The sequence below is a fragment of the Ancylobacter sp. TW_SC_1 genome (assembly GCF_056836805.1).
This window is the reverse complement of the sequence record NZ_CM166365.1, coordinates 400,680-419,952: the sequence shown is the minus strand read 5'-3', so window position 1 is coordinate 419,952 and position 19,273 is coordinate 400,680. Positions and strand designations below refer to the sequence as shown.

At 68.7% G+C, this 19,273-nt stretch carries 20 protein-coding genes; 5 read left to right on the top strand and 15 right to left on the bottom strand.

Features of this window, described 5'->3' with window-relative positions:
* Nucleotides 1-5: 5 nt before the first annotated feature.
* Both AC1PZ7_RS01900 and AC1PZ7_RS01895 read left to right on the top strand, forming a co-directional pair.
* On the top strand, nt 6-926 hold the full coding sequence (locus AC1PZ7_RS01900; RefSeq protein WP_482357829.1) for a carbon-nitrogen hydrolase family protein: 921 nt from the start codon (nt 6-8) through the stop codon (nt 924-926).
* Nucleotides 857-2,398: an amidohydrolase family protein gene (locus AC1PZ7_RS01895; protein ID WP_482357828.1), complete on the top strand. Its 1,542-nt coding sequence runs from the start codon at nt 857-859 to the stop codon at nt 2,396-2,398. The genes AC1PZ7_RS01900 and AC1PZ7_RS01895 overlap by 70 nt, the downstream gene beginning before the upstream one ends.
* A 55-nt stretch (nt 2,399-2,453) precedes the next feature.
* Here AC1PZ7_RS01895 and AC1PZ7_RS01890 read toward each other — a convergent pair whose 3' ends face one another.
* From AC1PZ7_RS01890 to AC1PZ7_RS01880, 3 genes are all read right to left on the bottom strand, one after another.
* Nucleotides 2,454-3,155, bottom strand: coding sequence for a maleate cis-trans isomerase family protein (locus AC1PZ7_RS01890; RefSeq protein WP_482357827.1), 702 nt, complete (start codon nt 3,153-3,155; stop codon nt 2,454-2,456).
* 164 nt (nt 3,156-3,319) lie between these two features.
* On the bottom strand, nt 3,320-4,141 hold the full coding sequence (locus AC1PZ7_RS01885; protein ID WP_482357826.1) for a glutamine amidotransferase: 822 nt from the start codon (nt 4,139-4,141) through the stop codon (nt 3,320-3,322).
* Between the two features lie 71 nt (nt 4,142-4,212).
* Entirely contained in the window at nt 4,213-4,752 is a 540-nt protein-coding gene (locus AC1PZ7_RS01880; protein ID WP_482357825.1) for a DUF2478 domain-containing protein, read from the bottom strand.
* Nucleotides 4,753-4,969: 217 nt separating this feature from the next.
* Here AC1PZ7_RS01880 and AC1PZ7_RS01875 point away from each other — a divergent pair, with 217 nt between their 5' ends.
* The gene (locus AC1PZ7_RS01875; RefSeq protein ID WP_482359544.1) at nt 4,970-5,977 is read left to right on the top strand and encodes an aldo/keto reductase; all 1,008 of its coding nucleotides are present in this window, start codon (nt 4,970-4,972) and stop codon (nt 5,975-5,977) included.
* Between the two features lie 27 nt (nt 5,978-6,004).
* Here the strand turns inward: AC1PZ7_RS01875 and AC1PZ7_RS01870 are convergent, their stop codons facing one another.
* The 6 genes from AC1PZ7_RS01870 to AC1PZ7_RS01845 all read right to left on the bottom strand — a co-directional run bounded on the left by AC1PZ7_RS01870 (nt 6,005) and on the right by AC1PZ7_RS01845 (nt 10,923).
* Nucleotides 6,005-6,247: a BON domain-containing protein gene (locus AC1PZ7_RS01870; RefSeq protein WP_482357824.1), complete on the bottom strand. Its 243-nt coding sequence runs from the start codon at nt 6,245-6,247 to the stop codon at nt 6,005-6,007.
* Between the two features lie 136 nt (nt 6,248-6,383).
* Nucleotides 6,384-7,136: an SDR family NAD(P)-dependent oxidoreductase gene (locus AC1PZ7_RS01865; protein WP_482357823.1), complete on the bottom strand. Its 753-nt coding sequence runs from the start codon at nt 7,134-7,136 to the stop codon at nt 6,384-6,386.
* A 14-nt stretch (nt 7,137-7,150) separates the two neighbouring features.
* Entirely contained in the window at nt 7,151-7,996 is an 846-nt protein-coding gene (locus tag AC1PZ7_RS01860) for a fumarylacetoacetate hydrolase family protein (protein ID WP_482357822.1), read from the bottom strand.
* A gap of 115 nt (nt 7,997-8,111) precedes the next feature.
* Nucleotides 8,112-9,296 (bottom strand): mandelate racemase/muconate lactonizing enzyme family protein, encoded by a 1,185-nt coding sequence (locus AC1PZ7_RS01855; protein ID WP_482357821.1) that lies wholly within the window; start codon nt 9,294-9,296, stop codon nt 8,112-8,114.
* Nucleotides 9,297-9,308: 12 nt separating this feature from the next.
* Nucleotides 9,309-9,989, bottom strand: a complete 681-nt coding sequence (locus AC1PZ7_RS01850; protein ID WP_482357820.1) for an amino acid ABC transporter permease — start codon at nt 9,987-9,989, stop codon at nt 9,309-9,311.
* Between the two features lie 79 nt (nt 9,990-10,068).
* Nucleotides 10,069-10,923, bottom strand: a complete 855-nt coding sequence (locus AC1PZ7_RS01845; protein ID WP_482357819.1) for a substrate-binding periplasmic protein — start codon at nt 10,921-10,923, stop codon at nt 10,069-10,071.
* Between the two features lie 190 nt (nt 10,924-11,113).
* On the opposite strand from AC1PZ7_RS01845, the gene AC1PZ7_RS01840 reads away from it, so the two are divergent.
* Nucleotides 11,114-12,289 (top strand): mandelate racemase/muconate lactonizing enzyme family protein, encoded by a 1,176-nt coding sequence (locus tag AC1PZ7_RS01840; RefSeq protein WP_482357818.1) that lies wholly within the window; start codon nt 11,114-11,116, stop codon nt 12,287-12,289.
* A complete protein-coding gene (locus AC1PZ7_RS01835; protein WP_482357817.1) occupies nt 12,255-13,073 on the top strand; it encodes a FadR/GntR family transcriptional regulator in 819 nt (272 codons plus the stop codon). The genes AC1PZ7_RS01840 and AC1PZ7_RS01835 overlap by 35 nt, the downstream gene beginning before the upstream one ends.
* Nucleotides 13,074-13,091: 18 nt before the next feature.
* Here the strand turns inward: AC1PZ7_RS01835 and AC1PZ7_RS01830 are convergent, their stop codons facing one another.
* From AC1PZ7_RS01830 to AC1PZ7_RS01805, 6 genes are read right to left on the bottom strand one after another with little or no spacing between them, the layout of a single operon-like run.
* Complete coding sequence (locus AC1PZ7_RS01830) at nt 13,092-14,384, bottom strand: aspartate aminotransferase family protein (RefSeq protein ID WP_482359543.1); 1,293 nt, start codon at nt 14,382-14,384, stop codon at nt 13,092-13,094.
* Nucleotides 14,385-14,401: 17 nt separating this feature from the next.
* Nucleotides 14,402-15,439: a phosphotransferase enzyme family protein gene (locus AC1PZ7_RS01825; RefSeq protein WP_482357816.1), complete on the bottom strand. Its 1,038-nt coding sequence runs from the start codon at nt 15,437-15,439 to the stop codon at nt 14,402-14,404.
* 8 nt (nt 15,440-15,447) lie between these two features.
* Nucleotides 15,448-16,248: a DeoR/GlpR family DNA-binding transcription regulator gene (locus tag AC1PZ7_RS01820; protein WP_482357815.1), complete on the bottom strand. Its 801-nt coding sequence runs from the start codon at nt 16,246-16,248 to the stop codon at nt 15,448-15,450.
* Complete coding sequence (locus tag AC1PZ7_RS01815; RefSeq protein WP_482357814.1) at nt 16,245-17,075, bottom strand: ABC transporter permease; 831 nt, start codon at nt 17,073-17,075, stop codon at nt 16,245-16,247. Before AC1PZ7_RS01815 ends, AC1PZ7_RS01820 begins: the two co-directional genes overlap by 4 nt.
* Nucleotide 17,076: 1 nt before the next feature.
* A complete protein-coding gene (locus tag AC1PZ7_RS01810; RefSeq protein ID WP_482357813.1) occupies nt 17,077-17,982 on the bottom strand; it encodes an ABC transporter permease in 906 nt (301 codons plus the stop codon).
* A gap of 3 nt (nt 17,983-17,985) precedes the next feature.
* On the bottom strand, nt 17,986-19,125 hold the full coding sequence (locus tag AC1PZ7_RS01805) for an ABC transporter ATP-binding protein (RefSeq protein ID WP_482357812.1): 1,140 nt from the start codon (nt 19,123-19,125) through the stop codon (nt 17,986-17,988).
* Between the last annotated feature and the right edge of the window lie 148 nt (nt 19,126-19,273).

Sequence of the window (19,273 nt, the reverse complement as noted above, 5' to 3'; positions counted from 1 at the left end):
GCGCCATGAACCGCGTGTTCCCCGTCGCCGCCGTGGCGGTCGGGCCGGCGGGGCGCGATCCGGCGCCGCAATGGCGAGAGGCGGAAGCCGGCATCGCCGCGGCGGCCAGCGCCGGCGCCCGGCTGGCCATCCTGCCCGAGCTGTTCGCGCAGCCCTATGTCGCCGGCGAGAATCCGTCCGGCTGGACGGAGCTCGCCGAGCCGGCGGACGGCCCCACCGCCTCGCGCATGCGCTTCGTGGCGGCGACCCATGCCATCGCGGTGCTGTTCGGCCTGTCGCTGCGCCGCGACGACGGCCCGCCCTTCAACGCGGCGCTGCTGGCCCATCCCGACGGGCGCGTCGAGACGGTCGCGGTGAAGATCCATCTGCCGCCCGCCGGCTCGGGCGACGCTTTCGGCGAAGCCGATCACTTCGCGCCCGGCCCGGCCGAGGTCGCGGCGGTGGCGGTCGGGCCGATCCGCCTGGCGGTGCTCATCTGCTACGACCGCCGGTTCCCCGAATGCTGGCGCGCCGCCGCCGCATCGGGTGCCGATCTCGTCGCCGTGCTGGTCGGCGGCCCGGCGCCATCCGATCCGGACGGGCTGTTCGCCGCTGAACTGCAGGCGAGCGCCCGCGCCAACGCCGTCTATGCGGTCGCCGCCGCGCGCTACGGCACCGAGACCGTCGCCGGCCGGCCCGTGCGGCACGACGGCGCCACACTGGCCTTTGGCCCGGACGGCGATCTCCTCGCCCGCGCGCCGCGCGGCGGCTGTCGTCCGCTTCTCGTCTCCATCGACCCCGGGCGCCTCGCCTACGCCCGGGAGAACAATGCCACGGCACGGCGCCTGCGCCTGCCCTTACAGTCCAAGGAAGCATCATGGCTGAACTCATCGTCCAGGCCCGCTGGGTCGTCACCGGCATCAAGGACCGCTTCACCCCCGACGTGATCGAGCAGGGTGCGGTGCTCGCGCGCGACGGCGTCATCGTCGCCACCGGCACGCTGGAGGCTATGCAGCAGCTTGCCCCCACGGCGGAGCTGCGCAGATATCCCGACCACGCCATGCTGCCCGGCTTCGTCAACAGCCACCATCACGTCGGCATGACGCCGCTGCAGCTCGGCTCGCCGGACCATGCGCTGGAGCTGTGGTTCGCCAGCCGCATGCCGGCGCGCCGGCTCGACCTGACGCTCGACACGCTCTATTCGGCCTTCGAGATGATCGCTTCCGGCATCACCACGGTGCAGCACATCCATGGCTGGATGCCCGGCGGCTACGACGCGATCCACGGCGCCGCCAGCAAGGTGCTGGGCGCCTATCGCTCGCTCGGCATGCGCGCCTCCTATTGCTACGCCGTGCGCGAGCAGAACCGGCTGGTCTACGAGGCGGACGAGGCCTTCTGCGCCCGGCTGCCGGCCGATCTCGGCGCGACGCTGGGCAAGCACCTCAAGTCCCAGGCCATGCCCTTCGACGACTTCCTCACGCTGTTCGACCAGCTCACCGCCGAGAATGAAGGCCAGGGCCTCACCCGCATCCAGCTCGCCCCGGCCAATCTGCACTGGTGCACGGACGAGGGGCTGCAGGCGCTCGACGCCAAGTCGAAGGCCGCCGGCGTGCCGATGCACATGCACCTCTTGGAGACAATCTACCAGAAGGAATATGCCCGCCGTCGCACCGGCAAGACGGCGCTGCGCCACCTCCATGATCTGGGCGTGCTCGGCCCGCACATGACGCTCGGCCATGGCGTGTGGCTGAACGGGGAGGATATCGACATCGTCGCCGACACCGGCACCTGCATCTGCCACAATTGCTCGTCCAATTTCCGCCTGCGCTCCGGTCTCGCCCCGCTCAACCGCTGGGAGGCCAAGGGCATCAATGTTGGCATGGGCCTCGACGAGGCCGGCATAAACGACGACCGCGACATGCTCTCCGAGCTTCGCCTCGCGCTGCGCGTCCATCGTGAGCCGGGCATGGACGAGGCCGACGTGCCGACCTGCCCGCAGGTGGTGAAGATGGCGACCGAGGCCGGCGCCCTGACCACCGCCTTCGGTGCCTCCATCGGCCGGCTCGACGCGGGCCGCTTCTTCGACGCGGTGCTGATCAACTGGACCAAGGCGACCTATCCCTATCAGGACCCGGACATCCCGATGCTCGACGCGCTGGTGCAGCGCGCCAAGACCGGGGCGGTCGACGCGGTCTTTATCAATGGCGAGGTGGTCTATCAGGATGGCCGCTTCACCAAAATCGACCGCGAGGCGGTGCTGGCGGAGATCGCCGACACGCTCGGCAAGCCGCGCAGCGCCGAAGAAGTCGCCCGCCGCGAGTTGGGCCTCGCCGTGTTCCCGCATGTGAAGAAGTTCTATGAGGGCTATCTTCCGGAGGCGGAGCCGACGCCGTTCTATGCCGGTTCGGCGCGGATCTGATCCCGCCCGGCCGCGGAGCGTGACGGAAAGGGCGCCCATGGGCGCCCTTTTTCTGTCAGGACAGGACGAAGGGGCCACCCCAGCGGCGCAGCTCGGACGGATCGCGCCCGGCGAGGGCGAGGCACTTCCACAGCGTTACCGCGATGGAATCGAGCACCGGGATGCCGAGCGCGCGCTCCATCTCCGGGGCGAGGGCGGTGCCCTTCATGTTGGTACAGACGATGGCGACGGCGTCGCATCCCTCCTCGGCGACATGGCGGACCATGCCGGCGATGGTCGGCGCGTCGGCGGCGGCGAAGGAGAAATTGTCCTGCAGCCCGAGATGGCGCTCGGCCGTGCAGTCGAAGCCCGCCGCGCTCCAGTTGGCGCGGATGCGTTGCTGCACCTCCGCCCGGTAGGGCGTGACGAGGCCGATGCGGCGAAAGCCGTGGCGCTGGAAAAGCTCGCGGAAGGCCAGCACCGCCGTGCAGGCGGCGATGCCGGTGTGCCCGGTGATCGCCGCGCACAGCGCCTCGTCGCGATCGAAGCCGAGCCAGGCGGCGGAGGTGCCGTTCCAGCCGATGACGTCCACCTTCGCATCGGCCAGCAGTTCGGCGGCGGGCAGGATGGAGCCGACGTCGAACTGGCTCAGCGCGCCTTCCGACAGCGCGATCTCGGTCACACGGAAGCGCGAGAAATGCGCGCTGATGTCCGCGTGCTCCGCCAGCATCCGCGCGGTGAGCGGCTCCAGCGCGGTGTTGGACGAGGGCGTGAGCATGCCAAGGCGGGTTCGCGTGGAGGGCAGGGGCTGTGGGGACGTCACGGGATCCTCGCGGGTGCACACGCAACAGGCCGTCGAATGGGAATCAGACGAGCGAAGCAAAAATGTTAGCCGGCCGAATAAGGGGCCTCAACCTCTCGCACCGCAGGTCAGGCGATCATTCAGGAATGGCCGCTGGCAATGAGAGGCATGTGCATCGGCGCCACGGAATCCGGTTGTCCGGACGAAAGCTCCGGCGTCTCGTCGTGAAAGAGGCTTTCGAGCCAGTTTTCGAACATCTCCACGGCAAGCAGGGCGGTACGAGGCGCTTCGCTTCGGCCGTCGCGCCGCAGCTGCCGGAGGTCGATGCCGGCGCCAGCGAGCGCTACCGCGTGTCCGACATACCATTCCTCGAGGCTGCGGGCGTCGGCCTCGACATGGAACTGCAGGCCGAGGCCGGCCGTGCCATGGCTGAAGGCCTGGTTCTCGTAAATCTCGTTGGAGGCGAGCCGCCGCGCGCCGGGCGGAAGGTCGAAGGTGTCGCCATGCCAGTGCAGCACCTTGGTATCGGGTCGGGCGAGCGGGGCGAGCGGCGAGCACAGGCCGTCGGGCGTCAGAGCCACCGGGCCCCAGCCGATCTCCCTGGCCGGGCCGGCGAAAACCCGGGCGCCGAGCGCCCCGGCCATGAGTTCCGCGCCGAGGCCGATGCCGAGCACGGGCTGGCCGCGTCCGAGACGGCGCTCGATCAGGTGCATCTCGCGCGAGAGGAAGCGGTATGCGCTCATATCGGTGACGCTGATAGGCCCTCCGAGCACGATGACGAGATCGGCGTCGCGGATCGAATAGTGCGAGAGCTGGTCGGTGCTGGCCTCGCAATAGGCGACGTTCCAGCCATGCTCGTCGAGCGGACCTGCGAGGCGGCCGAGATCCTCGAAGGCGACATGGCGGATGGCGACGGCAGAGCGCCGCCTTTCGGGCCAGTATCTGCCAACCATCCGCATCATCGTCGCTCCATCACGTTATATTCATACGAATATAGGTTGGCTCGCAAGCCCCGGGCCCCTTGGGTGCGTCGCTATTGTCCTCCGGGCTGTTGCCATGGGTGACGGCCCGGCCGCACGCTACGCCACCATTCCTCGATCAGCGCGGTGTCCGGCGGTGCCACCCGGGCGAGCTCTCCCGCGAACGCGGCCCAGCCGGCCGCAAGGCCCGGCGCCACGGAGGTGAGGATGGGGATGTCACGGGCGATCGCCTGGCCGAAGGCGTCCACCAGCCCGCCGCGCGCCGCTTCCAGCTTGCCGAACTTGGCGAGGATGAGCACGTCGCAGCCCTCCGCAAGGTCATCGAGCACGCTCTGGCAGGCCTGTGCGACGCCGCCGCCGTCCAGATGGCAGGCATCGGAGAGGCGCCCGAGATTCTGTGCGATGGGGTAGCGCGCCCCGCTCCTGAGATCGCTCAGCGCGTGGCCGGCGCAGCCAGAGCCGCCCGGCTCGCTGGTGGTTTCCACCAGCCCGGCCACCCGCCAGCCTTCCGCCCGGCGCCGGTCGCCGAACGCGGCAAGGGCGAGCTGGATCGCCGGTCGCTGGGCGCCCTGCAGCGCGAGGATGGGGCTCATGGGCCGAATTCCCGTCGCCCGTCGCGTTCGCCCCGGGCACATGCCTGTTTCGCCGAGTATATAGGCGTGTCCGCCACGTTGCGCATCGCGCTTGGGTCGCCTGATCGCTTGCGCAGCGGCATTACTCGACAGTTGAATGCCGGCCGGCGTTCGATCCGTTACCAATAGGGGCCTCGCGCCGGCATCGGTCGCGGCGATTGCGAAGGGATGAACCATGATGCGCACGCGTGAACTTGGAAAGAGCGGTCTGGAAGTCTCCGCGCTCGGGCTCGGCTGCATGGGCCTGACCTCCGCCTATGGAACGGCGCCGGACAGGGCGACCGGCATCGCGCTGATCCGCGGCGCGGTCGAGCGCGGCATCACCCTGTTCGACACCGCCGAGTTCTACGGTCCCTTCATCAATGAGGAACTGGTCGGCGAGGCCTTGGCGCCGGTCCGCGACAAGGTAGTGATTGCCACCAAGTTCGGCTTCAAGATGGAGCCTGGGACGCACCGACGAATCGGCGTCGACAGCCGGCCTGCCCATATACGCGAGGTGACGGAAGCCTCGCTCAGGCGCCTGCGGACCGACCATATCGACCTGCTCTATCAGCACCGGGTCGATCCCGACGTGCCGATAGAGGAGGTCGCCGGGACGGTGGCCGATCTTATCCGCGAGGGCAAGGTCCGGCATTTCGGCCTGTCGGAAGCCGGTGTGCGCACGATCCGCCGCGCCCATGCGGTGCAGCCGGTGACGGCGCTGCAGAGCGAGTATTCGCTGTGGTGGCGCGAGCCGGAGGAGGAGATCCTGCCGGCGCTGGAGGAGCTGGGCATCGGCTTCGTGCCGTTCAGCCCGCTGGGCCGTGGCTTCCTCACCGGCGCGATGAGCGCGACGACCACTTTCGCCAGCACCGACATGCGCGCCACCCAGCCGCGCTTCTCGGCGGAGGCGCTTGCCGCCAACCAGGCGCTGGTCGAGGTGCTGCGCCGGGTTGCGGCGGGGAAGGCGACGGCCGGCACGGGCGCGACGCCGGCGCAGATCGCGCTGGCCTGGCTGCTCGCGCGCAAGCCGTGGATCGTGCCGATTCCCGGAACGACCCGGCTTGAGCGGCTGGACGAGAATATCGGCGCCACGGCGCTCGTGCTCACGCCCGACGAATTGCGCGACATCGACGGCGCGCTGGCCACGCTCGCCATCCAGGGCGCGCGCTACACGGACGAGCAATTGCGGCTGGTCGACCGCTGAGCCGAGGGTGTCCGGTAAGGGTCACTCTCAGTGCAGCACGACCGACAGGCGCCCGAGCCGGGGATCGACCTTGACGAGGTTGACGATGGTGAAATCCCCGGCGAGGCGCTCGACCGCGTCTTCTATGCCGATCTGCGCGCCGCGCGAGTGCACGCGTCCGGTCAGGGTGATGATCCGCTTGTCGGCGGACAGGCCGATGTCGACGTCCGCGCCGTCGCCATCGTGCTCGATCGCCTCACGCAGACGCTGGTAAAGCTCGGTGTCCTGCATCGCATCCTCCCCAGGCTGGCCGATGACGGAACGGCTATCGATATTGATGCAACGCCCAATTGCACCGTGGCGCATTGATCTGCCGCAAGCCGGGGGCGCCTGAGGGAACGGCCGCGGGGCAGGTCTGCGCACCTCTTCAGTAGACGGCTCTTCCACCGGAGATGTCGAAGACGGCTCCGGTGGAGAAGGCGCAGTCCTCGGAGGCGAGCCAGGCGATCAGCGCGGCGGCTTCCTCGACGGCGAGGAAGCGGTTCATCGGGATCTTCGACAGCATGAAGTCGATGTGTTCCTGGCGCATCTGGTTGAAGATCTCGGTCTTGGCCGCCGCCGGGGTGATGGCGTTGACCAGCACGTTGGAGGTCGCCAGTTCCTTGGCCAGCGACTTGGTCAGCCCGATCAGCCCCGCCTTCGAGGCCGAATAATGCGAGGCGTTGGGGTTGCCCTCCTTGCCGGCGATCGAGGCGACGTTGACGATACGGCCCCAGCCATTCTTCAACAGCTCCGGCACCACCGCCTTGCAGGTGAGGAACGGCCCGACCAGGTTGACGTCGACCACGCGGCGCCAGGTGTCGGTGTCGAGCTCCCACAGCTTGCCGTTGCCGCCGGTGATGCCGGCATTGTTGACGAGGATGTCGATCTTGCCATGGGCGGCGACGACGGCGGCGGTCGCCGCCCGCACCGAGGCCTCGTCGGTCAGTTCGACCACATGGGTCGAGACCTCGCCGGCGGTTCCCAGCTGGCCCGCCGCCTCGTCGAGGCGGGCGGCGTCGATGTCCCACAGCGCCACCGCGGCGCCGGATTTGAGGAAGCGCGCGGCGGTGGCGTAGCCGATGCCGCGGGCGCCGCCGGTGATGATGGCGACGCGTCCGTTGAGGTCGAGAACGTTCATGAGCTGTCTTCCCCTCAGGCCGCCGGGACGGTCGTCTGCTGCTGTTCGCCCAGGCCCGCGATCGACAGCCGCATGGTCTGGCCGGCCGTGAGATAGACCGGCGGCTTCTGCCCCAGGCCGACGCCCGGCGGGGTGCCGGTGGAGATGACGTCGCCCGGCTGCAGGCTCATGAACTGGCTGATGTAGGAGACGATGGTCGGCACGTCGAAGATCATCGTGCGGGTCGAGCCGTTCTGGTAGCGCCTGCCGTCGACCTCCAGCCACATGTCGAGCACCTGCGGGTCGGGGATCTCGTCGGTGGTCACCAGCCAGGGGCCGATCGGGCCGAAGGTGTCGCAGCCCTTGCCCTTGTCCCACTGCCCGCCGCGCTCGAGCTGGAAGGCCCGCTCGGAGACGTCGTTGATGACGCAATAGCCGGCGACGTGGTCATAGGCGTCTTCCACCGAGACATATTTAGCCGGCTTGCCGATGACGATGCCGAGCTCGACCTCCCAGTCGGTCTTGGTGGAGCCGCGGGGGATCTCGACATTGTCATAGGGGCCGACGATGCAGTTCGGCGGCTTCATGAACAGCACCGGCTCGTCGGGAATGGCCATGCCGGCTTCCGCCGCGTGGTCGGTGTAGTTGAGGCCGACGCAGATGAACTTGCCGACCTTGCCGACGCAGGCGCCGATGCGCGGGGCGCCCGCCACCGCCGGCAGCGCGGCGGGATCGGCGGCACGGATGCGCGCCAGGCTCTCCGGCAGCAGCGCGTCGCCGGCGATGTCGGACACCAGCGCGGACAGGTCGCGCAGAACGCCCCCGTCATCAAGCAGCCCGGGCTTCTCGCGACCGGCGGAACCATAGCGGACGAGCTTCATCGAACGTACCTCCTGAACCATGCCGCCGCTTCTCGGGCGGCCTTGTCGATACCCAGCCCTAGCTGCAAAGCCGGGGGCCGTCGAGGGCGTCGGCCGACGCCCGCCCGCGTCCGGTTCAGGCCGGCGCGAACAGCGCCGCCGGGTCGGCCGTGTAGCGCGCGACCGCATCGGGATCGAGCGCCACGCCAAGGCCGGGCCGGGCGGGAATGTGCAGATAGCCTTCCGCGTCGACCGTGAACGGCTCGGCGACGATGCCGTCGAGATAGGGGCTGCCGCCGATGAACTCGACGAGGTCGCAGTGCGGCATGGCGCTCGCAAGCTGCAGGTCGGCGGCGAGGCCCAGCGCGGTGTTCCAGCCATGGCCGACATATCCGACGCCGAAATCGTCGGCCAGCCAGGCGATGCGGCGCTGCTCGCTGATGCCGCCGACCTTGGTGACGTCGGGCTGCACGATGTCGAGCGCGCCTTTCGCCAGCCAGGGCAGGAAGCTCTGCCGGCGGGTCAGCACCTCGCCGCCGGCGATCGGCACCGGGCTGGCGCGGCGCAGCGTGCAGAACTCCTCCAGCGCGTCGGGGTGCAGCGCCTCCTCGAACCAGCCGACATTGTAGTCCTTCAGCATCTGGGCGGTGTTGAGCGCCCATTTCAGCCCCTGCGGCCAATGCGCGTCGGAGGCTCCGGCATCGACGAAGAGCTGCGCGTCCTCTCCCGCCGCCTCGCGCGCCGCCCGCACGATGGCCTCGTCGAGCCGCGCGTCGTCGCGGCGCCCGAAGGGGCCCCAGCCGATCTTGAAGGCGCGGAAGCCGCGTGCGCGGTGCGGGCCGATCACCTCGGCCATGCGCCCGGGTTCCTCCATCAGCAGCGAGCAATAGGGCTTCACCCGGTCGCGGTAGGTGCCGCCCAGCAGCCGACCGACGGGCTGGCCGAGCGCCTTGCCGAGAATGTCCCACAGCGCGATGTCGATGCCGCTGATGGCATGGGTGAGGCTGCCGCCGCGGCCCATCCAGAAGGTGTTCTGGTGGAGCTTCTCGGTGACGCGCTCGGGTTCCAGCGCGTTCTCGCCGCGCCAGAGCGGCTCCAGCACGTCGACCGCCGCCTTCACCAGCCGGCCGTCGGTGAACACGCTGCCGAGGCCGGTAATGCCTTCCTGCGTGTGCACGGCGATGAGCGCGTGCACCGAATCCTCCGGCCGTATCTCCGCCGACCAGCCGCCCTTGGGGCTCTCGCCGAACAGCGGCGCGACGGTGATGGAGCGGATGGCGAGCCTGGGCAGCGCGACGGTGGAGATGGCAGAAGGGGGCACGGGAACCTCGGCTCAGTTCTTGCGGCCCGCCGCCGCCCAGCCGCGCTGCGACCAGCGCTCGAGGCGCCGGACGAAGAGGGCGGCGGGATAGCCGACCGAGAAGTAGAGAATGGCGGTGACGGTGTAGACGGTGAAGTACTGGTAGTTGCGCGCGGCGATGATCTGGCCGGAGAACATCAGTTCCTGCACCGTCACGACGGAGGCGAGCGCGGTGTCCTTGAACAGCGCGATCAGGTAGTTGCCGAGCGCCGGCAGCACGACGCGGAACGCCTGCGGGAAAATGATCTTCACGAAGACGACGGTCGGCTTGAGGCCGAGGCTCTGCGCGGCCTCGTACTGGCTGCGGGGTATCGACTGGATGCCGGAGCGGTACACTTCGCTCATGAAGGCGGAATAGTTCACCGTCAGGCCGATGATGGCCGCCGTCAGGGGCTCCAGCCGGATGCCGGCGCTGGGCAGCACGTAATAGATGTAGATCAGTTGCAGGATCAGCGGCGTGGCGCGGATGAACTCGACATAGAAGTCGGCCGGCCAGCGGATCCAGCGCGTGGGCGACAGGCGGGCGAGGGCGATCGGGATCGCCAGCACGCCGGCCAGCAGGATGACGACCACAGTCAGGAAAGTCGTCACGGCGAGGCCCTGCAGGAAGACAGAGCTGTAGTCGGTGACGACGGAGAAATCGAACAGGTTCATGGGATGACGCGCCGGGAGAGCCTGGGGGAAGGCCGACTATAGCCTTCGATGGGAAGGCTCTCCCGGCGTTTTCGCGCCGTCAGAGCGGGAAGAAGAACAGGTTGCGGTTGGTCAGGCCGTATTTCTTCAGGATGGCGGTGGCCTGCCCGTTGCCGCGCACTTCGGCGAGGCCCTGGGTGAAGGCGCTGCGCAGCGAGCAGTCTTCCTTGCGCAGGGCGTAGCGCGCATAGCCGTAGCCATATTTGAAGATCAGTTCGTCGGGGATGGCGACATTGGCGACGATCTCGATCGGCGCCGCGCCATTGGCCTTCATGAACTCGATGATCTTCACGTCGTCGTCGAGGATGGCGTCGACGCGGCCGGTCGAGATGGCGGCGAACTCCTCGGCGTCGGTCTGGAAGGCGGTGACGGCGACGCCGATCTTGCGCAGATATTCATCCGCCGCCGAGCCGGCGATGGCGCCGACCTTCTTGCCCTTAAGGCCGTCGAAGGAGGTGATGCCGGCCGGGTTGCCCTTGGCGACGACGATGGCCGGGCCATACCACCAGGCCGGGCCGGAGAAGGACACCGCCTTCAGGCGGTCCGGCGTGACGTGGATGTTGGCGGTGACGATGTCGATGCGCTTGGCGAGCAGGGCCGGGATGAGCTGGCCGAAGGGCATCACCTCATATTTGAACGTGGTGACGCCGGCCCATTTCAGCGCCGCCTCGACCAGCTCGATGTCGAGGCCGTCGGCCTTCTTGGTCGCCGGATCGAGCGAGGAATAGGGCGGCGAGGGCGAGAAACCGAGAGTGACGCCCTCGGCCTTGGCACGGGCAAGCGAGGGGTCGCCACAATTGTCGAACAGCGGCGGGGCTTCGAACTGGAACTCCTGCGCGAGCGCGCCGGTGCTCACGACGGCCACGAACAGTGCCGCCAAGACGGACTTCAGCATTGCTCTCTCCTCTTTCTGGAACGGCCGGCTTGTCGCCGACTCTGTCTTGCCAAAAATATGACTTCTTGAAAGTTTGCTGTCCAGACAGATTCAGCTCTCTAGGGGCTTTAACGTCAAAAAATATGATTTATCGTAAAATCAAGGTGACGGGCAGGCGGCGGTCGACGCCGCGCCAGCGAGGATCGGCGTGATGCGTATCGAAGCGGTTGATTTCTTCTATCTGGCGATGCCGGAGATCACCACGGATGCCGATGGCAGCCAGGATGCGCTGCTCGTGCGCGTCCGGGCGGGTGGCCTGGAAGGCTATGGCGAATGCGAGGCCTCGCCGGTGACGTCCATCGCCGCCTTCGTCACGCCGATGTCGCACGGCATCTGCCGGCCGGTCGGCGCCTCGGTGCTCGGCCAGACGGTCGACGGGCCGCAGGACATCGCCCGCATCGCCGCGCTGGTCGAGCGCGACAGCATGGACCTGCTGCAGGCCGCCCACACCTGGTCGGGCGTCGAGATGGCGCTGTGGGATTTGCTCGGCAAGGTGCGCGGCGAGCCGGTCTGGCGCCTGCTCGGCTATGAGCGCGCCTGCCCCAAGACGCCTTATGCCTCGCTCCTGTTCGGCCACGAGCCGCAGGAGACGCTGGAGCGCGCGCGCGACGCGATCGCCCGTGGCTTCCGCGCCGCCAAGTTCGGCTGGGCGGATTTCGGCGCCGGCGAACTGGCCGGCGACGTCGACCATCTCGCGGCGGCACGCGAGGGGCTCGGCCCGGAAGGGATGCTGCTCGTCGATGTCGGCCAGATCTGGGTGGAGGACGTCGAGCGGGCGGCGCTGCGCCTGCCCGCCCTCGAGCGTTTCGGCGTCGAATGGCTGGAGGAGCCCTTCCTCGCCAGCGCACTGGAGGCCTATGGCGCATTGGCGAAGCGCAGCAGCAAGGTGCGGCTCGCCGGCGGCGAGGGCGCGCATAATTTTCACATGGCCCGCCACCTCATCGATTATGGCGGCGTCGGCTATGTGCAGATCGACTGCGGGCGCATCGGCGGCATAGGCCCGGCCAAGCGGGTGGCCGACTATGCGGTGCCGCGCGGCGTGACCTATGTGAACCACACCTTCACCTCGCATCTCGCGCTGTCCGCCTCGCTGCAGCCTTATGCCGGGCTTGAGGAGCACCGCATCTGCGAGTATCCCGCCGCGCCGCGAGCGCTTTGCGTGGAGATGACCGCCAATCATCTCCGCCCGGATGCGAATGGTGAGATCATACTTCCAGATACGCCGGGGCTCGGCATAGAGATCGACGCGCCGGCCGTGCGGCGCTACCTCGTGGAGACGGAGATCAAGGTCGGTGGAAAGATACTCTACGCCACGCCGGCGTTCTGAGCCGACCGATCCGGCCGAGGAGGCGGGCGAGGAGCGGGTCGAGCGCGGCCCGCGCCGTTCCGGCTACCGCATCAGCGGCCTGCAGGGCCGCGTCATCACCGAGCTGGGCCGGGCCATCGTGTCCGGCCGCTTCGCGCCGGGCGAACTGCTGCCGCGCGAGCCGGATCTGATGGCCGAGTTCTCCGCCAGCCGTCCCTCGCTGCGCGAGGCGCTGAAGGTCCTGGCGGCCAAGGGGCTGATCGAGATGCGCCAGAAGGTCGGCACGCGGGTGCGCCCGTGCGACCTGTGGAACATGTTCGACAGCGATGTGCTGGCCTGGCATTTCGGCGACCGCACGGCCCCCGCCGCCCAGCGCGACGGCATGCTGCGCGACCTTATCGAGCTGCGCCAGATGATCGAGCCCTCCGCCGCGCGCCTCGCCGCCGGGCGGGCCTCCATGGAGGATTTGCGGCAGTTGCGCACCGCGCTGAATGCCATGGAGGCGGCGGTCGGCGACCTCGCTGCCTATGCCCGCGCCGACGTCGCCTTCCACATGGCGGTGTTCACCGCCGCGCATAACGCGCTGCTCGCCTCCTTCGCCCATCTCGTCGCCGACTTCCTGCAGCTCAGCTTCTCGATCCAGCAAGAGGCGCTGAACGAGCGCGACAACCGCATCGAGGACGATGTGCGCCAGCACCGCGTGGTGTTCGACGCGATCAACCGCGGCGACGGCGAGGCGGCGGCGCTCTCCATGCGCGACGTGATCCTCAACGGCAAGAACTCGCTGCTCGCCGCCATCGGCTGAGCCGGCGGCGCGCCGCGTTCAGTCGAGCAGGTGCTCCATGGCGTCGACGAGCGCGTCGGCATGGGCGGTGGTGACGCACAGCGGCGGACGGATCTTCAGCACGTTGCCGAAGCGTCCGGCGGCGCCGATGAGGATGCCGTGCTGGCGCAGGCCGTTGATCAACCCCCGGGCGATCTCCGGCGCCGGCCCCTTCGCGGTGCCGAACTCGACGCCGACATAAAGCCCGACGCCGCGCACCGCGGTGATCGGCGCGCGCGCCTGCAGGCGCTTCAGCCGTCCGATCAGGTGGCGGCCGACGCGGGCGGCGTTGGCGATCAAATCGTCTTCCTCGATCGCCTCCAGCACCGCGAGCGCGGCGGCGCAGGCCACCGGGCTGCCGGCGAAGGTGTTGAAGTAGCCGAAATCGGCGCAGAAGGCGCTGAGGATCTCGGGCCGGGTGACGACGCCGGCGATCGGGTAGCCATTGCCCATCGGCTTGCCCATGGTGACGATGTCCGGCACCACGCCGTGGCGGGCAAAGCCCCACATGCCCTCGCCGGTGCGCCCGAAGCCCGGCTGCACCTCGTCGGCGATGAACAGCCCGCCCGCCGCGTGCGCCGCCTCGACCGCGGGTTTGAGGAAGCCGGCCGGGTCGGCATAGACGCCGTCCGAGGAGAAGATCGAATCGACCAGCAGGCCGGCGAAGCGGATGCCGTCCGCCTCCATGTCGGCGATCGCCGCGCTCACCGCGTCGGCGAAGCCCTGTGCCACGTCGTTGCCGAAGATCGCCGGGTCCGGCGGCGGCACCAGGCGCACATGGCGCGGCGGCGCGCCGTTCCTGTAGGAGGAGGGCGAGACTTCGGTCACGATGGCGGTGTTGCCGTGATAGGCGGTTTGCGTCACGACGACGCCCTCGCCGCCGCTCGCCTTGCGGGCGAGACGCAGCGCGAGATCGTTGCTCTCGCTGCCGGTGCAGGTGAGCACGACATTGCTGAGCGCCGCCGGGAAGGTGGCGAGCAGCTTCTCGGCGTAGTCGTGAGCGACATCGAACAGATAGCGCGAGTGGATGTTGAACTCGCCGACCTGCCGGCGCACCGCCTCGACCACCTTCGGGTGGCAGTGCCCGACGGTCGGCACGTTGTTGTAGAAGTCGAGATAGGCCCGCCCGTCCGAGGCGTGGAGATAGGCGCCCTCGGCGCGCACGATCTTCAGCGGCTCGTCGTAGAACAGCACCGAGCCGGCACCGAAGCTCTTGCGGCGCCGTTCGACCAGCGCCGCGATGTCGGGCGCCATCTCGCCGGAGCCGCCGGAGAAGGCGTTGAGCGAGAGGATCTGCAGTTCCTGGCTTTTCACGAGGCCGCCCTCCGGGTTTCGGCGGCGCTGCCGTCGGTATCGTATCTGGCGAGGAAGTCGCGGGCGAGCGCGACCGTGCCGTGCGTGTAGGCGTCGCCGAGCTCCTGCGCCGTCGGCGTCTCCGAATGGGAGGCGACCCAGGCGGTGAGCAGCATGCGCCGGAGCATGATGAAGACGGGCAGGAGCGCGCAGTCCTCGTCGGACAGCGGCGCCACCGTGCGGTAGCCCTCGATCCACGCCGCCTGCAGCTCGGGAATGTAGGGCTCGTGCTCGCTGAAGCTGACCGCGGAGGCGAAGTCGTAGAGGTACCAGCTGAAGCCGCAATCGTCGAAATCGATCACCGAGAGCGTGTCGCCGTCAACCAGCAGGTTGGCGACGCGCATGTCGGCATGGACGAGGCCGAAACGGTCCTCCCCCTTGCCATAGGCGTCGAGCCGCTCGCGCAGCACCTGCGCGGTGCGCTCCAGCACCCGGAGCCCCTCGGCGTCGAGGCCGGGGCCGGCGCGCCAGTCGCCCCAGAGCTGCACGTCGCCGAGCATGGCGTCGTAGTCCCACACCTTGCGCACGAAGCCCTCGGGCCGCTGCCAGCCGCGCGCATGGCCGTGCAGCCGCGCATTGATGATGCCGAGCTCGCGGTACCAGCGGGCGAGATCGTCGTCCCCCGCTGGTTCCTTGCCCTGCAGCAGACCGAAGGCGACGGCGTGGCGGATGGTGCCGCCGTCGTCGATCTCGGCGATGAGGCTGCCGTCGGTCTGCGCCACCGGGGTGAGGGTCGGCACGATGTTCTCGCGGCCGAGTGCGGTCAGCCAGGCCAGCTCGGATTCGATCTCCGCGCGGCTGTGATAGCCCGGACGGTGCACGCGGAACACCACGTCGCGGGCGCTTGCCGGATCATGCGCGCGGAAGGTGGCGTTCTCGGAAATGGTGAGCAGCCGCAGCTGCGTGGCCTGCGACAGCCCCCAGCGCGGCAGGGCGGCGCGCAGGCCTCCTTCGAGCCGTGCCAGAAAGGCGTCGTCATACATGGGCTGCGTCATGGCATGTCCTAGGCGTCGGCAATGGTGATCGCCACCCGCGCCCGCGCCAGGGCGCGCGACATCGTACCCGTCGGAGCGCGATCGGTGACGAGGCGCTGGATGTCGGGGATGCGCGCCCAGATGGCGAGCGAGGGGACGTCGAACTTCTTGTGGTCGGAAACGATGATGGTCTCGGCGGCGCGGTTCATCATCGCCCGGTAGACCCAGGCGGCCGGGGCCTCGGCATCGGCCAGCCCGTCGGTGGTGATGCCGGAAATGCCGAGAATGGCGCGGTTGACGTTGTAGTTCTGCAGGAACTCGCCGGTCTCGACCCCGACCATCATGCCCTCGCGGGCGTTGTAGCGGCCCGGGCACATGATCACGTCGATGGTCGGGTTGGCCGACACTACCGTCGCCACCGAGAAGGAATGGGTGATGACAGTGAGGTCGCGGCACTCGGCGGCCATGCGGCGGGCGACATGGGTGGTGGTGGCGCCGGCACCGATGGCGATCACCTCCTTCGGCTCGATGAGCTTCACCGTCGCCGCGGCGATGGCTTCGCGCTCGGCCACCATCAGCCCATGGCGTTCGGTGACCGAGGGCTCGGAGGCGAAAGGCCGGACCGCGCCGCCATAGGTGCGGTTGATCAGGCCCTTTTCCTGCAGCTCGAACAGGTCGCGGCGGATGGTTTCGGTCGAGACGCTGAGCTCGGTGGCGAGATCGCCGACGCGCAGCGTGGCGGAAGCCATCATCTCGGCGAGGATGCGGTCCTGCCGCGCCGCCTTGTCGAGGCGCGGGCGTCGCCGGTCCGCTGTGTCGCCGGTGCTCATGCCGCGGTCCGCCGCCGGACGAGGATGCCGACCAGCCCGCCGGTGAGCAGCAGCGCCGCCGCGCCGAGCGTCGCCATGGTGCCGAGCGCCGGCACCATCGGCGTGTAGCCGGCGACCATCTTGGCGTAGAGCCATTCGGGGATCGTCGAGTCGGCGCCGGTCGTATAGAGCGAGAGCGGGAAATTGCTCCAGGAGAGCAGGAAGGCGAACAGCATGCCGGACCAGATTCCCGGCCACAGCAGCGGCAGCGTCACCTCCCGGAAGACTTGGAAGCGCGAGCAGCCCAGATCGAAGGCGGCCTCTTCCAGCGAAGGGTCGAAGCCGTAGACCTGGATGGCGATGACCAGCGTCACCACCGGTACGATCCACACCATGTGGGCGAACACCGCCGTCATCCAGCTTGTCTGGATGCCGACCGCGTTGAAGCCGAGCAGCATGGCGAGGCCGAGCACCGGCTGGGGGAAGAAGATCGGCAGCAGGATGAGCTTCTGGTAGAGCCGCCGCCCCTTCCAGTCGTAGCGGGCGAAGGCCAGCGCGCCGAAGGTGGCGATGACGACGGCGAACATCGTCACCAGCAGCGCCACCGAGATCGAGGTCTTCACGATCATGCCGATCTCGATCGAATCGGTCGTCTTGGCCCACCAGTCGGTCGAGTAGGTCTTGATGGGGAAGCCGAAATAGCGGCTCTTGTTGAAGCTCGCCAGCGCGCCGCACAGGATCGGCAGATAGATCACGACGAGGACGAACAGCGTCCACGCCCAGATCAGCGCATTGGTGCGCCGGCGCGCGCGGGCCAGATTTCCACCCGCCAGATTTCCGCCCGCCATCTCAGCGCCTCCCCAGCATGCGGTCGAGGTCGAGCTTCGACAGGGCGAACAGGGTGAGCGCGCCGATGAAGAAGGTGACGACGACGGCGAGGGCCGAGCCGAGCGGCCAGTTCTGCGAATAGGTGAAGGCGATCTCGATGTCGTGCGAGATGACGATGATCGACTGGCCGCCGAGGATCTTGGCCTCCGCCGTCGCGCCGATGGCGAGCACGAAGGTCAGCAGCATGCCGATGAGGATGCCCGGCATGGCGAGCGGCAGCTCGATCTCGCGCCAGATGAACAGGCGGCCGGCGCCCAGATCGCGCGCCGCGTCGACGAGGTCGCGCGGCACGAGGGCGAGGCCGAGCGTCATCGGGAACAGCATGAAGGGCAGGTAGGTGTAGACCATGCCGAACAGGGTGATGCCGGGCGTGTACAGCACCTCCGGCCCGCCGGGCAGGCCCAGCCACTTCAGCGTGCCGTCGAGCACGCCGTTCTTGATGTAGAACAGCACCCAGCCATAGAGCCGGACATTCTCCGACACGAAGAGCGGGAAGACGAACAGCACGCTGATGAGCGCCGACCAGCGCCCAAAGACGAGGTTCAGCCCATAGGCGATGGGATAGGCGACCACCGCCAATATGGCGACGGTGAACAGGGCGAAGCCGCAGGACCAGGCGAAGGACAGCCACACCGTGTTCGAGGTGTCGAACAGGATCGCGAAATTCTCCAGCGTGAAGCTGGAGAACACGTCGAAGCTGCGCGGCGTGGCGAAGGCGTAGCCGAAGATGGCGACGAGCGGCGCCAGGAAGCCGATACCGAGCAGGATCGCGACCGGCAGCGCGCAGCGCGCGCCGAGCGAGAGCCTGCGGCCCTGCCGGAGCTGCACCGTCGTCTCGGGGCTGTGGGCGATGGCGATGTCGGCCATCTCTCAGCTCCCCAGCGTGAAGGCGTCGGCGGCGTCCCAGCCGAGCGTGACGTGCCGGTCAGCGCCGGGCGGCAGCGCCCGCCCGCGCGAGAGTTCGACGAGCATCACCTTCTCAGGCATGTCCTTGCCGCCGGTGCGCACCTGGTACTGGATGCGCGAGCCGAGCGAATATTCGTTGTAGACGGTGCCTTCGAGCCGGTTGTCGGCGCTTTCGCCGGGGTCGAGGAAGCGCATGAATTCGGGCCGCACCACCACATAGGCTTCGTCGAGGGCGGCCCCCGGGTGGGCCGGGTCTGCCTGCGGCGGGCGCACGGCGAAGGTGCCGGGCACGTCGATGCCCGACCAGACGCCGTCCGCGCCGCGCCGCACCCTTATGGTGTTCACCTCGCCGACGAACTCGCAGACGAAGCGGTCGACCGGGGCGCCGTAGATCTCCTCGGGCGTGCCGATCTGCACGATCCGGCCGGCGCGCATCACGCCGATGCGGTCGGACATCACCATCGCCTCCTCCAGCGAATGGGTGATGTAGATGAAGGTCTTGCCGGTCTCCCGGTGCAGGTCCTTCAGCTCCTTCTCCAGTGTCTTCTTCAGCTTGTAGTCGATGGCCGAGAGCGGTTCGTCGAAGAACAGCACCTCGGGGTCGTAGGCCAGCGCGCGGGCGAGCGCGACGCGCTGGCGCTCGCCGCCCGAGCACTTCATCACATTCTTGTCGTGGTAGGTCTCGGGCAGGCGGACGACCTTCATCAGTTCCAGCGCGCGCGCCTTGCGCGCGGCGGCGTCGACGCCCTTCACCTTGAGCGGGAAGGCGATGTTCTCGCCCACGCTCTTGTGCGGGAACAGCGCCAGCGACTGGAACACCAGGCAGGTCGGGCGCTTGTTGGGCGGGACGTCGTTGATCAGCTCGCCATGCAGCGTGATGTTGCCCTCGGTCGGGGTGTCCATGCCCGCCAGCATGCGCAGCAGCGTGGTCTTGCCCGAGCCGGAGGGGCCGACGATGGTGAGGAACTCGCCCTCGCGTACGTCGAGGTCGATGCCCTGGACGGCGGTGAAGGCGCCGAAGGTCTTGCGCACGCCGACGAGCTGAAGGATCGGCTTGGGCGGCAGCTCGGCGTCGGGAGTGGCGGCCGGCAGGGTCTGGAGCATGTCGTCTTCCGTTCTGCGCCCGGCAGCGGCGGGGCCGCCGCCGGGGGGGTGTTGATGCGGGGGGGCGGCCTCTCCAATCCTCTCCCCATTGGGGAGAGGTGGCCCGCGAAGCGGGTCGGTGAGGGGAGACGCGGTCGAGGAGCGTCGA

Excerpts from the sequence above, each read along its gene's own strand:
- AC1PZ7_RS01815 (WP_482357814.1), bottom strand. The coding sequence starts at position 17,075 with ATGGCGGGCGGAAATCTGGCGGGTGGAAATCTGGCCCGCGCGCGCCGG.
- AC1PZ7_RS01820 (WP_482357815.1), bottom strand. The coding sequence starts at position 16,248 with ATGAGCACCGGCGACACAGCGGACCGGCGACGCCCGCGCCTCGACAAG.
- AC1PZ7_RS01845 (WP_482357819.1), bottom strand. The coding sequence starts at position 10,923 with ATGCTGAAGTCCGTCTTGGCGGCACTGTTCGTGGCCGTCGTGAGCACC.
- AC1PZ7_RS01810 (WP_482357813.1), bottom strand. The coding sequence starts at position 17,982 with ATGGCCGACATCGCCATCGCCCACAGCCCCGAGACGACGGTGCAGCTC.
- AC1PZ7_RS01900 (WP_482357829.1), top strand. The coding sequence starts at position 6 with ATGAACCGCGTGTTCCCCGTCGCCGCCGTGGCGGTCGGGCCGGCGGGG.
- AC1PZ7_RS01865 (WP_482357823.1), bottom strand. The coding sequence starts at position 7,136 with ATGAACGTTCTCGACCTCAACGGACGCGTCGCCATCATCACCGGCGGC.
- AC1PZ7_RS01850 (WP_482357820.1), bottom strand. The coding sequence starts at position 9,989 with ATGAACCTGTTCGATTTCTCCGTCGTCACCGACTACAGCTCTGTCTTC.
- AC1PZ7_RS01805 (WP_482357812.1), bottom strand. The coding sequence starts at position 19,125 with ATGCTCCAGACCCTGCCGGCCGCCACTCCCGACGCCGAGCTGCCGCCC.
- AC1PZ7_RS01880 (WP_482357825.1), bottom strand. The coding sequence starts at position 4,752 with ATGAGCCCCATCCTCGCGCTGCAGGGCGCCCAGCGACCGGCGATCCAG.
- AC1PZ7_RS01870 (WP_482357824.1), bottom strand. The coding sequence starts at position 6,247 with ATGCAGGACACCGAGCTTTACCAGCGTCTGCGTGAGGCGATCGAGCAC.
- AC1PZ7_RS01875 (WP_482359544.1), top strand. The coding sequence starts at position 4,970 with ATGCGCACGCGTGAACTTGGAAAGAGCGGTCTGGAAGTCTCCGCGCTC.
- AC1PZ7_RS01860 (WP_482357822.1), bottom strand. The coding sequence starts at position 7,996 with ATGAAGCTCGTCCGCTATGGTTCCGCCGGTCGCGAGAAGCCCGGGCTG.
- AC1PZ7_RS01825 (WP_482357816.1), bottom strand. The coding sequence starts at position 15,439 with ATGACGCAGCCCATGTATGACGACGCCTTTCTGGCACGGCTCGAAGGA.
- AC1PZ7_RS01890 (WP_482357827.1), bottom strand. The coding sequence starts at position 3,155 with ATGCTCACGCCCTCGTCCAACACCGCGCTGGAGCCGCTCACCGCGCGG.
- AC1PZ7_RS01895 (WP_482357828.1), top strand. The coding sequence starts at position 857 with ATGGCTGAACTCATCGTCCAGGCCCGCTGGGTCGTCACCGGCATCAAG.
- AC1PZ7_RS01840 (WP_482357818.1), top strand. The coding sequence starts at position 11,114 with ATGCGTATCGAAGCGGTTGATTTCTTCTATCTGGCGATGCCGGAGATC.
- AC1PZ7_RS01885 (WP_482357826.1), bottom strand. The coding sequence starts at position 4,141 with ATGATGCGGATGGTTGGCAGATACTGGCCCGAAAGGCGGCGCTCTGCC.